At 43.6% G+C, this 14952-nt stretch carries 11 protein-coding genes and 5 tRNA genes; 4 read left to right on the top strand and 12 right to left on the bottom strand.

The window, feature by feature from the left end; translation table 11 throughout:
- Positions 1 to 33: 33 nt before the first annotated feature.
- The 6 genes from OCU48_RS08980 to OCU48_RS08955 form a co-directional block, all read right to left on the bottom strand.
- Positions 34 to 1188, bottom strand: coding sequence for a BamA/TamA family outer membrane protein (locus OCU48_RS08980; protein ID WP_244312393.1), 1155 nt, complete (start codon positions 1186 to 1188; stop codon positions 34 to 36).
- A 454-nt stretch (positions 1189 to 1642) separates the two neighbouring features.
- Positions 1643 to 1727: transfer RNA gene (locus tag OCU48_RS08975), tRNA-Tyr, on the bottom strand.
- An 80-nt stretch (positions 1728 to 1807) separates the two neighbouring features.
- Positions 1808 to 1892, bottom strand: a tRNA-Tyr gene (locus OCU48_RS08970).
- A gap of 79 nt (positions 1893 to 1971) precedes the next feature.
- Positions 1972 to 2056, bottom strand: a tRNA-Tyr gene (locus OCU48_RS08965).
- An 80-nt stretch (positions 2057 to 2136) separates the two neighbouring features.
- Positions 2137 to 2221 (bottom strand) — tRNA-Tyr (locus OCU48_RS08960).
- A gap of 80 nt (positions 2222 to 2301) precedes the next feature.
- Positions 2302 to 2386, bottom strand: a tRNA-Tyr gene (locus OCU48_RS08955).
- A 318-nt stretch (positions 2387 to 2704) separates the two neighbouring features.
- Between OCU48_RS08955 and OCU48_RS08950 the strand changes: the two genes are divergently transcribed.
- Together OCU48_RS08950 and OCU48_RS08945 are read left to right on the top strand one after the other, a co-directional pair.
- On the top strand, positions 2705 to 3769 hold the full coding sequence (locus OCU48_RS08950) for an efflux RND transporter periplasmic adaptor subunit (RefSeq protein ID WP_141347377.1): 1065 nt from the start codon (positions 2705 to 2707) through the stop codon (positions 3767 to 3769).
- Positions 3769 to 6879, top strand: a complete 3111-nt coding sequence (locus tag OCU48_RS08945) for a multidrug efflux RND transporter permease subunit (RefSeq protein ID WP_141347378.1) — start codon at positions 3769 to 3771, stop codon at positions 6877 to 6879. The genes OCU48_RS08950 and OCU48_RS08945 overlap by 1 nt, the downstream gene beginning before the upstream one ends.
- Before the next feature lie 55 nt (positions 6880 to 6934).
- Here OCU48_RS08945 and OCU48_RS08940 read toward each other — a convergent pair whose 3' ends face one another.
- Entirely contained in the window at positions 6935 to 7738 is an 804-nt protein-coding gene (locus OCU48_RS08940; RefSeq protein WP_244312397.1) for a DNA-3-methyladenine glycosylase family protein, read from the bottom strand.
- 26 nt (positions 7739 to 7764) lie between these two features.
- Positions 7765 to 8322, bottom strand: a complete 558-nt coding sequence (locus tag OCU48_RS08935) for an outer membrane beta-barrel protein (protein WP_141347379.1) — start codon at positions 8320 to 8322, stop codon at positions 7765 to 7767.
- Between the two features lie 164 nt (positions 8323 to 8486).
- Between OCU48_RS08935 and OCU48_RS08930 the strand changes: the two genes are divergently transcribed.
- Positions 8487 to 8804: a DUF1244 domain-containing protein gene (locus OCU48_RS08930; RefSeq protein WP_141347380.1), complete on the top strand. Its 318-nt coding sequence runs from the start codon at positions 8487 to 8489 to the stop codon at positions 8802 to 8804.
- A 41-nt stretch (positions 8805 to 8845) separates the two neighbouring features.
- On the opposite strand, the gene OCU48_RS08925 is transcribed toward OCU48_RS08930, so the two are convergent.
- Both OCU48_RS08925 and OCU48_RS08920 read right to left on the bottom strand, forming a co-directional pair.
- On the bottom strand, positions 8846 to 10492 hold the full coding sequence (locus OCU48_RS08925; protein WP_244312399.1) for a VRR-NUC domain-containing protein: 1647 nt from the start codon (positions 10490 to 10492) through the stop codon (positions 8846 to 8848).
- A 132-nt stretch (positions 10493 to 10624) separates the two neighbouring features.
- On the bottom strand, positions 10625 to 11689 hold the full coding sequence (locus OCU48_RS08920) for a PLP-dependent cysteine synthase family protein (protein ID WP_141347381.1): 1065 nt from the start codon (positions 11687 to 11689) through the stop codon (positions 10625 to 10627).
- Positions 11690 to 11818: 129 nt separating this feature from the next.
- Here OCU48_RS08920 and OCU48_RS08915 point away from each other — a divergent pair, with 129 nt between their 5' ends.
- A complete protein-coding gene (locus OCU48_RS08915) occupies positions 11819 to 12286 on the top strand; it encodes an Lrp/AsnC family transcriptional regulator (protein WP_141347382.1) in 468 nt (155 codons plus the stop codon).
- Positions 12287 to 12356: 70 nt separating this feature from the next.
- Here the strand turns inward: OCU48_RS08915 and putP are convergent, their stop codons facing one another.
- Complete coding sequence (putP, locus tag OCU48_RS08910; RefSeq protein ID WP_141347383.1) at positions 12357 to 13790, bottom strand: sodium/proline symporter PutP; 1434 nt, start codon at positions 13788 to 13790, stop codon at positions 12357 to 12359.
- Positions 13791 to 14040: 250 nt separating this feature from the next.
- Positions 14041 to 14898: an acyl-CoA thioesterase II gene (gene tesB, locus OCU48_RS08905; protein WP_141347384.1), complete on the bottom strand. Its 858-nt coding sequence runs from the start codon at positions 14896 to 14898 to the stop codon at positions 14041 to 14043.
- Between the last annotated feature and the right edge of the window lie 54 nt (positions 14899 to 14952).

Genomic DNA, 14952 nt, shown 5'->3' with positions numbered 1-14952 from the left:
TTATCTAATTAGTAATTTTTCCATCAATTCGCTTTACCAAGCGCCACCAAATTGAATGTAAGTAGTCGTCTCTTCTGGTCCAACGGCAACATCGAGACCGGCAGTTAATCCTAGTTGACGTGCGATTAGGTAGCGAAAACCCGCGCCTTGTACATTGCGTAGTGTAGCGTCAGACACTTTCTGGTCTTCGTTTACAGCAACACCTGAGCCAACAAACCCCAATACAGTCCAACGGTCATCAATGTCGTAGCTAAGCTCCGCTTCAACAAGACCTGTGCTATCACCTTGATAACGCATCATGGCAATACCCCGCATATCAATCGATGGAGGAGCATAAAATGGATAAGGAGTATCTCCGGTTATTGTTTTAGCATCAGCTCGTAGTCCCAATCCCCACTTATTTGATAAACGAGTGTGATGCATAGCGAAAGCATGCCAGAGTTGATAATCAAATTGCGCTCCGAAGGCTTTATTGTGATTGTTATATTCGATGCCCGCTTTTGTTCCTACCGTTGGAGCAAACTGATTATTTCTATTATCAAACGTTAACTTTAGACCCAAAGCACCATCTCTAAGCTCTGCTGGATTAGTAGGTCCAATTTCAGGGATTATTTTTGACAAATCAAAAGACGTGTCTGAGTCGGTGTAGGCATAGTTAGCACCAATAAAGAAGTTAGACTGCCCAATACGAAAATCAATATCTTGAAAGAAATGAATGGCTTTAGATTTGAACTTGATTGCATCATTCTGATCATAGAACTTCATGTTTATTTCAGCACCAAACAAGCCACCTAGATAACGTATTCTATCGTTATACCAATTGCCGGAATGGAAGCCACCCAGAATTTTTGTTCCATTGCTTGTTGCTACACCAACGACACCGGAAACACTGGTAGGGATGTCCGCTACCAATTCACCGGATAAACGCTTTTGTTTACGATCTTCTGATTCATGAAAAAACAGTAAAGCCGCACCACCGCCAGCGCCAATAGCAGGATCATTAATGATAACAGGTACGGGCAGAAATCCCGTCGCATTATCAAGAATGTATTGGCTTGCATCTAACTTGCCATCTTTTGGATCTGTAAATTGGTCCATAGCACCAGCGTGTGAGAGCAAGGGTAACCCACACATGACGATGAGTGACCACTTCCAGGGAAGCCTCTGTTTTAGCCGTAAATTGCGCATTCTAAGTCTCATTGATTTCGTGAATGCGAAATATAGCGAGTGGGAGTAATGGTAACCAATGAGTATCTATAGGTTTTTTAGATAGATGAGGAAAGGTGGGATTGCACATCACGAGCATAAAATGAATAACGTTACTGCGCCAACGTAATACTGGAAAGTACGGGGTATCTATCCAATATTTTATGAAGCACGAAATCCAGATATGTGCTCACTCAGGTCCTGCTGGGTAGGCATTCCGGTTTTCATCAGGATGAAGATGTCGCTATTCAAGATTTTCGACCAAGATCCTCAACTCACTTTCCTGTTCATTCTTTGTTCACCACTTATACTGATTACAAATTAATAGAAAGGATTTAACGATGGGTAAGCTAGTCGAAGGTGCAAGGCTCTTTCGGACAGTAAAAAGTAGCACATACAAAAAGACCCGCTCAATGAGCGGGTCTTTTTGTATATATGGTGGTGGGAGATGGATTCGAACCATCGAAGGCAGTGCCGTCAGATTTACAGTCTGATCCCTTTGGCCACTCGGGAACCCCACCAGGGTATTTTTATACTTAATTAATGATTTCCCAACCCGTTAATCAAGTTTTTCTCAATTGATAAATCAATCAAGAGAATGTGGTGGTGGGAGATGGATTCGAACCATCGAAGGCAGTGCCGTCAGATTTACAGTCTGATCCCTTTGGCCACTCGGGAACCCCACCAGGGTATTTTTATACTTAATTAAAGGTTTCCCAACCCGTTAATCAAGTTTTCTCAATTGATAAATCAACTCAGAGAATGTGGTGGTGGGAGATGGATTCGAACCATCGAAGGCAGTGCCGTCAGATTTACAGTCTGATCCCTTTGGCCACTCGGGAACCCCACCAGGGTATTTTTATACTTAATTAAAGGTTTCCCAACCCGTTAATCAAGTTTTTCTCAATTGATAAATCAACTCAGAGAATGTGGTGGTGGGAGATGGATTCGAACCATCGAAGGCAGTGCCGTCAGATTTACAGTCTGATCCCTTTGGCCACTCGGGAACCCCACCAGGGTATTTTTATACTTAATTAAAGGTTTCCCAACCCATTAATCAAGTTTGCCTTAACTGATAAATCAATCAAGAGAATGTGGTGGTGGGAGATGGATTCGAACCATCGAAGGCAGTGCCGTCAGATTTACAGTCTGATCCCTTTGGCCACTCGGGAACCCCACCAGGGTGTTTTATACTTAAGTACAGATTTCCCAACACTGTTCTCAAGTTCGGAGCGCATAATATCCAGAGCAGGATTTTCTGTAAAGTGTTTTCTTAAAAAATCAGTCTGTATGCCCGATTTTTGCACGCAATGGCTAAAAAGCGTCATTTCCGTTGGTCAATTGTACGTAAAGCTTAGCTTTATAGGCGATCGTATAACCACCTCAAAACGTATTAATGCTTCTAAATCCCAATACTTTACATTGATTGACGTTATAAGCGCATCGAGCTGATAAAATGAAGAAAGAATAGGAAAATCAACTAACGATCATGAAGATTATGACTCAACAAATGGCTAAACCCCTCTCTATCGCGTCAACACTTTTGCTCAGTGCATTACTTATTGCACCTTCATTTGCAAATGGGCCTCGTGGGCCTTCTCAAGTTGCTGTTACCACACAAGAAGTGGGAGTGCATCAGATCTCTCAAAGTTTAGCATTGGTTGGTAAACTTAAAGCATCACAATCGGTCATTATTGCCCCTGAAGTCAGTGGCACGATAGAGCGCATTGCTGTTAGAACGAATCAGAACGTAAAGACGGGTCAAGTGCTCGTTAAACTCAGTGATGACAAAGCAAAAGCATCGGTTGCAGAAGCGCAAGCTTACCTGAACGACGAACAACGAAAGCTTAATGAATATGAGCGTTTGAGAAAGAGTGCAGCAATCACCTTGACTGAGATTGAAGGGCAAAAATCTAGCGTGGATATTGCAAAAGCTCGTCTAGACGCAGCAAAAGCTGAGTTACAAGACAGAACGCTTAAAGCCCCGTTTACAGGGCAGATTGGTTTCATTGATTTTAGCTTGGGTAAATTGGTCAGTGCGGGCACAGAGTTGCTAACGCTCGATAACCTAGAAAAAATGGAATTGGATCTTCAGGTACCGGAACGATACCTACCATTGCTATCTACAGGCATGTCGGTTTCTGCTATCTCCAATGCATGGGGCGACCAAGCGTTTGAGGGCACGTTAGTAGGCATCGACTCGCGTGTAAACCCTGATACCTTGAACCTTCGCGTGCGTATCGATATTGATAATGACACCGAAAAATTGAAGCCTGGTATGCTGGTTCAAGCGACGATGAAATTTCCACCGATAGAAGCGGCAATTATTCCTGTACAAGCTCTTGAGTACATGGGAACTAAGCGATTCGTGTATGTGGTTGAAGAAGGCAATAAAGCGGTACGTCGCGAGGTCTTTCTCGGCACTCGTGTAGAGAACGAAGTTGTTATTGAAAAAGGCTTAGAAGTGGGGGAAACCATTGTAGTTCAAGGCGTAGTAAATATGCGTGGTGGCGCTTTAGTTAAAGTGGTTGGTGAGGAAGAGAGCAGTGAGGTTGGCCAGTAATGCTGTTATCTGACATTTCGGTTAAACGCCCTGTTGCCGCTATAGTTCTGAGCTTATTGCTGTGTGTGTTTGGTATTGTCTCATTTTCAAAGCTTGCTGTACGAGAGATGCCAGATATTGAAAGCTCTGTAGTTTCTATTAACACTCGCTACGATGGTGCCTCAGCAACCATTATTGAAAGCCAGATAACCTCTGTTATTGAAGATCAATTATCAGGCATCAGTGGTATCGACGAAATTACCTCCACCACTCGAAATGGTTTCTCACGTATTACCGTGGTGTTTGATTTAGGGTATGACCTCAACACGGGAGTCAGTGACGTACGTGATGCAGTGGCAAGGGCTCAAAATCAGCTACCAGATGAGTCTGATACACCGACCGTTTACAAAAATAATGGCAGTGGTGAAGCCTCTATCTACATCAATTTAAGTTCCGACTTTTTAGATAGGACCGAGCTTACCGACTATGTTGACCGCGTCTTACTCGACCGCTTTAGCCTTATCTCCGGCGTCAGTTCGGTGCAGGTTTCAGGCGGTTTGTATAAGGTGATGTACGTTAAGCTCAAGCCCGTCCTAATGGCAGGTAGAGCGGTGACGACAGCGGATATTACCTCGGCATTGCGCTCTGAAAATATTGAAAGTCCGGGTGGTCAAGTACGAAACGATGCCATCGTTATGTCGGTGCGAACCGATCGTACTTATAACAGCGCGGAAGATTTTGATTATTTGGTCGTAAGAAGGGCTGCAGACGGCACTCCAATCTATCTAAAAGATGTTGCGGACGTTTACCTCGGCGCTAAAAACGAAGACTCCACCTTTAGAAGTGATGGTGTGGTTAACGTGAGTTTGGGGATCGTACCTCAATCGGATGCCAACCCTTTGGATGTGGCGACAGCGGTTCACAAACAGGTCGATGACATTCAAAAGTTCTTACCTGAGGGGACGCGCTTGGCGGTAGATTACGACTCGACAGTGTTTATCGATCGTTCTATTTCCGAGGTTTACAATACCTTGTTTATCACTGGCGGCCTTGTGGTGCTGGTGCTGTATATCTTTATCGGTCAAGCAAGAGCGACGTTGATCCCAGCGGTAACGGTGCCGGTATCGCTAATCTCTTCATTTATTGCCGCTTATTACTTTGGTTTTAGTATTAACCTTATCACGCTAATGGCGTTGATCTTATCCATTGGTTTGGTGGTAGATGATGCCATTGTAGTTGTTGAAAATATCTTCCACCATATTGAGCGCGGTGAAACGCCTTTACTTGCGGCCTATAAAGGTACGCGAGAGGTAGGCTTTGCCGTTGTTGCAACTACACTAGTGTTGGTGATGGTATTCCTGCCGATTTCCTTCATGGACGGCATGGTGGGCTTGCTGTTCACTGAGTTCTCAGTTCTGTTAGCAATGTCTGTCATATTCTCTTCACTGATTGCTTTGACCTTGACACCAGTACTCGGCAGTAAAATTCTATCCGCTAATGTGAAACCAAATCGATTCAATCGCGGTGTAGAGTTTTTATTTAAGAAGCTCGAACGAGGCTATCGACGTGTACTTATCGTAGCGTTAAAGCTTAGATGGGCTGCGCCTGTTGTTATCCTTGCCTGTGTAGGCGGTTCATATCAACTTATGAATCATGTGCCAGCACAATTAACACCACAAGAAGATCGCGGTGTGATCTTTGCCTTTGCCCGAGGCGCAGACGCGACAAGTTATAACCGCATGGCAGTCAATATGGACATCATTGAGACTCGCCTGTTACCTCTACTGGGGCAAGGATTGCTTAAATCATTCTCAATTCAATCACCCGCTTTTGGCGGGAATGCAGGCGACCAAACGGGCTTTGTCATCATGATCTTAGAGGATTGGGAAGAACGAGACCAATCCGCAAATGAAGCATTGGGGGTTGTACGAAAAGCCCTTGGCGATATTGCGGATGTACGTATCTACCCATTCTTGCCTGGCTTTAGAGGCGGTTCTAGTGAACCGGTGCAGTTCGTTCTTGGCGGTCCTGATTATAGTGAGCTGGAGAAATGGGCGGAAATCTTAAAGAATGAAGCGGACGACAGCCCGTTTATGGATGGCGCGAGCACCGACTACTCTGAAAAAACACCAGAGCTTGTGGTATCTATTGACAAAGATCGTGCTGCGGAGCTTGGTATTACTCAAAGCGATATTTCCGATACTTTGGAGATCATGCTAGGGGGCAAAACTGAGACAACGTATGTTGACCGCGGTGAAGAATATGATGTCTATCTACGCGGTGATGAGAATCGCTTTAATAACATCACAGATCTGAGTCAGATTTATATGCGCACGGGTAGCGGTGAGTTGGTGACCTTAGATTCCATTACTAAGGTGGAAGAGATTGCCTCCGCCATTCGTTTGTCGCACTACAACAAACAGAAGTCCATCACCGTTAAAGCTAACCTAAAAGAGGGGGCGACTTTAGGTGACGCATTGGACTTTTTAGATCAGAAAGCTATTGAAGTTTTGCCTAGTGACATTTCGATTAACTATTCGGGTGAGTCCAAAGATTTCAAAGAGAACCAATCTTCTATCTTGATTGTGTTTGCGTTAGCACTGCTGGTGGCGTACTTGGTATTAGCCGCTCAGTTTGAGAGTTTCATCAACCCGTTAGTGGTAATGTTCACTGTGCCTATGGGTATCTTTGGTGGCTTCCTTGGGTTAGTGATCATGTCTCAAGGGCTAAATGTATACAGTCAAATTGGCATGATCATGCTGATTGGTATGGTGACCAAGAACGGTATCTTGATTGTAGAGTTTGCTAACCAACTTAGAGATAAAGGAGTTGAGTTTGAGCAAGCGATCATCGATGCCTCGGCGCGCCGTTTAAGACCTATCATGATGACGGCCTTTACTACTCTTGCCGGTGCAATCCCATTGATTTTATCAACGGGTGCTGGCTACGAGAGTCGTATCGCGGTGGGTACCGTTATCTTCTTTGGTATGGCGTTTGCAAGTTTAGTGACCTTGTTTGTTATCCCTGCAATGTACCGACTTCTGTCGATAAAAACTCAGTCACCTGGTCATGTAGAAGAGATGCTAAATCAAGATCTTGAACACGATACCAAGGGACGTATTAGCCACTAAATAATTGAATTTATGACTTAACTAACTAAGCCAGATCCAGAACCTCGGGTCTGGCTTATTGATTCCATAGATGAAAAGTGGCGTAACTCCCGTAGGGGTGTACTGCATCTTCATCAAGCCTAGAAAAATTAGCTAATGCCTTTTTCACCACTAAGTCGCCACTGAGGAAGCAGTCTCGCTCTGACAGTCCACGTAGTTGAACATATTGCACAGTCCAGGGACCAATACCTTTAATTGACAGCCATTCATTGGGCGATACACTTGGATGGTCAACTACGAATTGGGCAAGGGAACTAAGAGAATCTTTCCGACGTTGAGGCATCTTTAAAAAAGATAGGTCTGCACTTGCGACTAATTCGGGACTAGGGAAATGTGCAAAGCCGGTCAGTTGTTTGGTTAATCTGTTTAAGTGAGTAATGGCGGCAGTGACAGAGACTTGCTGCCCAAGTACAGCCCTAACTCCAGCTTCCCATGAACTCCAAACTCCAGGTATGCGAATGCCTGTTTTTTTGACAAGACTAGGCTCAAGAGCATTAAGGTGAGCTTCAATCACGTCGATATCCGCATCAAGATCAAACATCCTCCTCAGCTTGGTAACAAGAGGTTGAAGCTGCGTATCAGTAGCAATATCGTACTCTAGAGTGAGGGATTGAGGATGATTCTGAGTAAGTCGAAACCAAATAGGTTGGTTGTTTATCAAGGCATGCCGAGAGTAGTGGTTCTCATCAATTATCTCGATATGCTCAATGGTTCTTCTTTGGTAAAACCCCAGCATAAAGGGCCAGTCTAAAGGCCCTTTATACTCAAGCTCTATAGTGGGGAGAGGTGTTGAGTTAGGTGGTCTTGGGTCGGTCATCATTTCGCTACTCTTTAGATGCCATATCGCTAAAAATCGAGTCCAAGGCTTATTTGTAAACCATCATAGTCTGCATCGTATTTGCCAACACCAGAATTTGCGTAACCATAAATGTATTCTGCACGTAGCCAGTAATCAGTGTTGATATTCCACTGCAATCCCGCACCAACTGTAAACACACCACCGGTAGTATCGCCAATATCTTCTCTGGACCCATTACTCGTATCATGACCTTGGATGTTGGTCGCAATGGCACTAGTACGGCCAAAGATCTCCAGTGGCGTATCGCCTAATTCGCCGGTTGATAGCAATAAGGATAATCCTAACTCGTAGTAATTAATCTCATAGGTCTCTGCATCATCAGAGGCTTCGGAATAGCGAAAGAAGCCTTCCATGCTGAGGTGCTCGTTGAAGGATTGTCCCCCGCCGATAATAAAGCTTGGACTGGAGAAGCTATCGGTTGAATCACCGTCTGGAGAGAAGCCAACATCTCCGACACCGAGAAAAAATGAATTATTACCCGCAGCGGAAGCAGACAGTGAAAGTAGGGTTGCGGGTATTAAGCTAAAGAGGCGTAGCTTGTTCATAGTCATCCTTGATTACGTGTTAGTATTAACATTATCGATACTTAGCTTAGATAAATAACAAACTGTTCGAAAGTGTATTTACATCATAAGCTTAACAGTTATATTACAACTAGGTTTCTATAAATATCAAAAACGTTATCTAGTGTTGTTTAAGGAGAAGAACATTGACTCAGGTAAAACATCAACAACTGTCTCAAGAAGAGCAGGACAAACTGGATGCTGCAGTATTTCGTCGTCTACTGGCTCATTTAGACAACAATAAGGATGTGCAGAACATCGATTTAATGATTCTGGCTGGGTTTTGCCGTAACTGTTTCAGCAAGTGGTATGTCGCTGAAGCAAAAGATAGTGGCTTAGACCTTGATATCGATGATGCTCGCATGCGAGTGTACGGTATGACTTATAATGAGTGGAAGCAGAATCATCAGTTGCCTGCTACACCAGAGCAACTTGCCGCATTCGAGGCGAAAGACAAGAAATAACAATGCTCATTAGCTCTCTTAGGTAAGGTAGCGTTAGAGAGCTAATGATTTACATAACAAACCTCTGCTTTGATACCGAGTCTTGTAAACTGCTTAAACCAGCGAATTTGGTTGTCTTGCAACTTATCTCCCGGCCCTTTTACTTCAATCCAGCGATAGTCACTGTCTTTAAAAGCAATGAGGTCAGGCATGCCGGTTCTAAAGCTTCGAATATCACCCAGTATTACCTCAAATAACCCTAGTAACTGTTCCATACTAAAACAGAGCTTCACGTGTTGAATTACCTCCATATCAAACATTGACCAATGTACAAAGGGGTTAGTGAGACCTAGCTTATCTTGATAGACTCTTTCTAGCTCAATAAAACCTAACTGCTGTAATTCCTTCATCCGAGTCTTAATTAGGTGCTGCCGTTTTTCGATAAATTGAGGTGTGTAAAGATCCTTTGGCCCAACCTGATAGGCATTTAAAAAGGCACCTTCAATTGGCGCATATATCACGTCCCAAAACGCGAGACCAAACAAGCCTGTTAGAAAGGTATTTTCAAGAAAGTAGGGTTGCCAGCCGGCCTGCTCTAGACTTTGAGCTACAGCGGATTCAACCCTCATGGCGGTGAGATCGAGCTGAATATGGTATGACGCAATGGTTGGTTTAGGAGGCGCTGTCGTCTTGATGCCGAGTTTACGTTTTATCTGTTGATGCAATCGCAGTGCTACCTCATGCTCGGGCTCATCTAGAGGCGTTTCTAGCATTTGCTCTACAAGCTTTTTAGCCTCATTTAACATGTCACGTTTAATTAGCATACGTACTCTACGCTCTCTTGAAGGGGAGAGATTGGTTTGCTCAAATAATGGCAGTGCTTTGTCGTAGTCTTGTAAGCGCTCAAAATCACGAGCAAGGCTATTGGTTAATCGTTGATATTGCCTAACTACATAAGAATGCTCTAGTTCTGTTGGCATAGCGTCAAGTAGTCCCGACAAAAATTCAAGCTTTTGCGCCCTAGAAGCTGACTTGTCTATTTGATAGTAGCGATCGCTAATTTGTGCCAGCGATAGCAATTGTTCGACCTCAACTCGGTGATTAAAAAAGCGCAGTTCTTTGCTTAGGTTGTACTGCTCAAATTGATGAAGCCCTAGGTCGCTAAGAACAAATTGACTTAAATCCTGCCGTGCATTGGCAAAAAACAGTGTGGTTAATGTGCGAAGGAAGACGCTGTGCTCTAGGTGTATCAAGGTAAAATCAAGCGGGTGGGTGGTAAATTCAGTACATTCTTCACAGGCTTGTTTTACAAGGTTTGGTTTAGGTAAGGATTTGCTTAGTTGTGGAAATAACCTAAGAAGCTCTGGCTTTGTGAGTACGGAGTGACACAGAATTTCGGTATTTATGACATCTGGGATGGAGATAAAGCTATGGTTTGCAAGCTTCTCTATAGCTGAGTTTAAATCTGGGATTTCTGCGTAGTTTAATTTGTCACTGCGAAACCATTCTCCCTTTCTTGAATACAAACGAACGAGTAATCGCTGTGCCTCTATATCGAGAGAATAATAATCCTTTATCCACTGCTGCTCTTCAGAGTGCAACAAATCAGGATAGTGTTCTTTGGCATGCTCAATTAGGGTATTGAAATTGTGATGGTAATAACCTTCAGGAAGCTCAATTTGCAGCATTGTACCTTTAGATAAACTCAAGTGTTTGAATCATGGTTTAAGGATACAACAAAAGGATAGGAGCTTATCTATTTCTAGTTAAAATCCTATCCTTTTTGTTCAGGCTTTGTTGCATATAATCTGATATCAGTGGGCTAATGCAAACTGATGAGGTTACGCCAGTAGTGTGAGCAGATGATCACGACTGATGCTGATGTCGCCAATGGTCTCTTTAACCCATTGCGGATTGTAGTAAGTATCCAGATATCGCTCTCCACTGTCACACAATAGAGTGACAATAGAACCGGTTTCACCATTATCTTGCATCTTTCTTGCTAGCTGGAAAACGCCGTACAAATTAGTACCAGTAGACGGTCCGACTTTGCGACCAAGTTTTTCTTCTAGCCATTGCATAGTAACTATAGAGTGTGCATCAGGCACTTTGAACATTTCATCAACCACACCAGGAATAAAGCTTGGTTCGACACGAGGGCGACCAATACCTTCAATGTTGCTGCCACGATCTAAGGTAATCTTCGCATCCCGTGATAGGTAGTAATCGTAGAAAACCGAATGCTCAGGGTCTACAACACAAAGTTTTGTCTCGCATTGCTGATAGCGAATGAAGCGACCAATGGTTGCCGAGGTGCCACCCGTACCCGGGCTCATTACAATCCACTTTGGAATTGGGTGCTGTTCCATTTTCATTTGACCGAAGATAGAGTTGGCGATGTTGTTGTTACCTCGCCAGTCAGTAGCACGCTCTGCATAGGTAAACTGATCCATATAGTGACCGCCTAACTCATTAGCTAAACGATGTGATTCTGCATAGATCTCATCAGAGCGTTCAACAAGGTGAGCCTTACCGCCGTAGAATTCAATTTGCTCAATCTTTTTCTTTGCTGTGCCTTTTGGCATAACCGCAATAAACGGTAGACCTAGTAAGCGTGCGAAATAAGCCTCAGATACCGCAGTGCTTCCTGAAGAAGACTCAATGATTGGTGTTTTAGGACCAATCCAACCGTTACATAGTGCATACAAGAATAGTGAACGGGCAAGACGATGCTTAAGAGAACCGGTTGGGTGCGTACTTTCATCCTTCAGGTAGATATCAATACCGGGAAACTCTTCGACGTCGAGTTTAATAAGGTGAGTGTCGGCAGAGCGTTGATAGTCAGATTCAATGATTTGAATAGCGCGATTGATCCAACTGTTATTACAAGTAGATTCAGTGTTCATGATGAGATTCCTGATGCTTTTGAGCGAATGCAGTTAATTTACCCCTTACTGATGAGAAAAACTTACCCATTAATGCAGCGTTTAATCTAAAATGTAGAAAAATTTTCTCTTTAAGTGGAGTTTAATGAAATGAGTCTGGATAGAATAGACAAAACGTTACTGGCGATGCTGCAAAAAGACGCCACTGTGTCGCTCGCAGATCTTGCCGAAGCGGTAAATTTGACCACAACGCCATGCTGGAAAAGACTCAAACGACTGGAACAAGATGGGGTTATTCAAAATAGAGTGGCACTTCTAGATCCTGAAAAATTGGGGCTCTCCTTTACCGCCTTTGTATTAATAAAAACGAGTGACCACTCTCATGAGTGGTATCAGCAGTTTGTGGATACGGTTTCTGAGTTTGAACAGGTGATGGAGTTCTATCGAATGGCTGGAGACTATGACTATATGCTTAAGGTATTGGCAAAGGATATGCAGAGCTTTGATAATTTCTACAAGACCTTGGTGAATTCGGTCGCAGGAATATCCAATGTGACCTCAACCTTTGCGATGGAATCTATTAAGTACACGACTGAGCTGCCTTTAAGTGGTGTTTAGAACAAAGATTGTTGGTCGCACATAAAAAAAGCGAGACTATTTCAGCCTCGCTTTTTGAGTTTTATTTAGACTAGATTTTCAATTTTTCTAGTGTTTCTTCAGAAGGTGCTGTGGTCATTTTACTGACAGCAATAATGGAGATGAAAGATAGAATAAACGCTGGCAATAGCTCATAGAAATACTCGCCTTCGATTGAGATGTAGTTCTTAACGACGAAGATACTAACTGCACCTACAATCATACCGGTTACTGCACCTGCTTTAGTCGTTCCTTTCCAGCATAGAGATAAGATCATCAATGGACCAAACGCCGCTCCAAATCCACCCCAAGCATAGCCAACCATAGCAAGAATAGAGCCATCATCGTTCGCTGCGATGATTAATGCGAATACAGCAAATCCAACAACACCCATACGGCTGATCCATTCTTTCTTCTTCTCGTCCATCTTGCTAATGAAGCCAATATCTTCTGTTAGCGAAGAGGTCAGGACAAGCAGTTGTGAATCGGCTGTAGACATTACAGCTGCTAATACAGCCGCTAAAATAAAGCCAGCAAATACAGGATGGAATAAAGCATCAGTCAACGCTAAGAAGATACGTTCGCTGTTGCCACCTTCTCCAGTCACAGTTGCCAATGGATGAGCTGCGTCGTAACCAATACCGATAAGACCAATCGATACAGACAATATTAGAGTTAGCACCATCCAAGTGATACCAATTCGACGGGCTTTGCCAATGTTCTCCACTTTATCAATACCAATGAAGCGAGCAAGGATATGTGGTTGACCAAAGTAGCCTAAGCCCCAAGCAACCAGAGAGGCACCAGTAATAAAGCTGGTGGAAAACTTAAATGCTTCAGGTCTCACGTCCGTGATGACAACGCTTGAATCAGAAATTGCCATATAGCCGAGCAACATACAGAAGAACAAGGCTGCAAGCATCAAGATGCCTTGAATAAGGTCAGTCCAACATACCGCCATGTAACCGCCAAGAAAGGTATAGGAAATGACTACGAATGCTGTTACATACAGTGCAACTTCCTCGGTCGCACCAAAGCTATGAGCAAAGAGAAGAGTGCCCCCTTTCAAACCCGAAGCCACGTATAAAGTGAAGAAGAAAAGGATAACGAGGGTTGAAACAGTTTTGATTAGACCAGAGTTGTCTTCAAATCGTTTTGATAAGAAGCTAGGCAGAGTAACGGTATCACTTGCCTCTGTTGCAATGCGAAGACGCGGAGCCACAATAAGCCAGTTTAGGTAAGCACCCATAGTAAGACCAAAGCCAATCCAAACGCCTTCAACCAAGCCGCTTGCGAATACTGCACCTGGCAGGCCCAATAGCAGCCAGCCACTCATATCAGATGCACCCGCACTAACAGCGGAAGTCACAGGTCCTAGTGAACGACCACCAATAATGAAGTCTTGGTTGTCGTGTGTTTTTCTCATGGAGTAATAGCCTATCCCTAGCATAAGAACTAGGTAGAGGCCGAATTGTAAATAAATCATGTTCTGCCTTTACATCTGAGGGAGAAAAGAAATGGAGGATTTGCAATATCAATTGCTAAAAGGATGTTAACAGTGGTGTTGTGAATGTTAACCTAAACAGCCGTTTATAGTCGGCCAGCTCACAAAATCAGCAAGTAATTCTGATGTTTAGGATAGTTATGCGGATAACAAACGGATTAGATCACCATATGTGTAGAAACCTAAAAAGCACACCCAATATGAGTGTGCTTTGCTATGTTTACGACGATGTTTATTTAAAGCGCATTACACCTTCTTGAACCGCACTTGCCACCATGTTACCTGCGCGGTCGAAGATTTCTCCACGCACTAAGCCTCTAGAGTTCGCCGCAGTAGGGCTTTCAATAGCATACAACAGCCAATCATCCATCTTAAATGGGCGGTGGAACCACATGGAGTGGTCGATGGTGGCGACTTGAAACTTAGGAGTGAATAGGCTCACTTCATGTGGATGAAGTGCGGTTACCAAGAAACCCCAGTCTGATGCATAGGCTAAAATATATTGATGGATTAATTGGCTCTCAGGAAGTTCGCCATTCGCTTTTATCCAAAGATATTGTTTAGGTTCTTCTTTATGAGGCTTGAGTGGGTTAACTACTGTAACAGGGCGAACCTCAATAGCTTTCTCACCACAGAAGGTTTGACGAATTGCCTCTGGCAAAAACTCGGCAATCTTAGAAGCGAGTTCACCCTCTGAAGCAAAATTCTCAGGTCCTGGGATGTCTGGAATAGAATTTTGATGCTCAAATCCTGGCTGTTCACCATGATAAGACGCAGTGAGATAGAAAATGGGGCGACCATTCTGAATTGCCTTTACACGTCGAGTGCTAAAACTTCTTCCGTCTCTAAGATTCTCTACATCATAGATGATGCTTTTATTGGGATCGCCAGGGTGTAAGAAGTAGCTATGAAAAGAGTGGACGCTACGATCACTTGGGACTGTATAACGAGAAGCAGAAAGAGCTTGTCCTAGTACCTGACCACCGTAAACTTGCGGCAATCCGAGATGTTCGCTCTCACCACGGAACAAACCAAGTTCTAGTTGCTCTAACTGTAAAAGTGTTAATAGTTTATTTAGTGGTTTACTCATCCGACCTCCGATTCATATGCAACCCGAAAATACCTGTTAACGACCTATTAAACA

The sequence above is a fragment of the Vibrio inusitatus genome (assembly GCA_024346935.1).
GTDB lineage: Bacteria > Pseudomonadota > Gammaproteobacteria > Enterobacterales > Vibrionaceae > Vibrio > Vibrio inusitatus.
The sequence above is the reverse complement of the archived record's forward strand: the minus strand, read 5'-3'. Positions and strand labels throughout refer to the sequence as shown.

Excerpts from the sequence above, each read along its gene's own strand:
- OCU48_RS08935 (WP_141347379.1), bottom strand. The coding sequence starts at position 8,322 with ATGAACAAGCTACGCCTCTTTAGCTTAATACCCGCAACCCTACTTTCA.
- OCU48_RS08920 (WP_141347381.1), bottom strand. The coding sequence starts at position 11,689 with ATGAACACTGAATCTACTTGTAATAACAGTTGGATCAATCGCGCTATT.
- tesB (WP_141347384.1), bottom strand. The coding sequence starts at position 14,898 with ATGAGTAAACCACTAAATAAACTATTAACACTTTTACAGTTAGAGCAA.
- OCU48_RS08980 (WP_244312393.1), bottom strand. The coding sequence starts at position 1,188 with ATGCGCAATTTACGGCTAAAACAGAGGCTTCCCTGGAAGTGGTCACTC.
- OCU48_RS08950 (WP_141347377.1), top strand. The coding sequence starts at position 2,705 with ATGACTCAACAAATGGCTAAACCCCTCTCTATCGCGTCAACACTTTTG.
- putP (WP_141347383.1), bottom strand. The coding sequence starts at position 13,790 with ATGATTTATTTACAATTCGGCCTCTACCTAGTTCTTATGCTAGGGATA.
- OCU48_RS08945 (WP_141347378.1), top strand. The coding sequence starts at position 3,769 with ATGCTGTTATCTGACATTTCGGTTAAACGCCCTGTTGCCGCTATAGTT.
- OCU48_RS08915 (WP_141347382.1), top strand. The coding sequence starts at position 11,819 with ATGAGTCTGGATAGAATAGACAAAACGTTACTGGCGATGCTGCAAAAA.
- OCU48_RS08940 (WP_244312397.1), bottom strand. The coding sequence starts at position 7,738 with ATGATGACCGACCCAAGACCACCTAACTCAACACCTCTCCCCACTATA.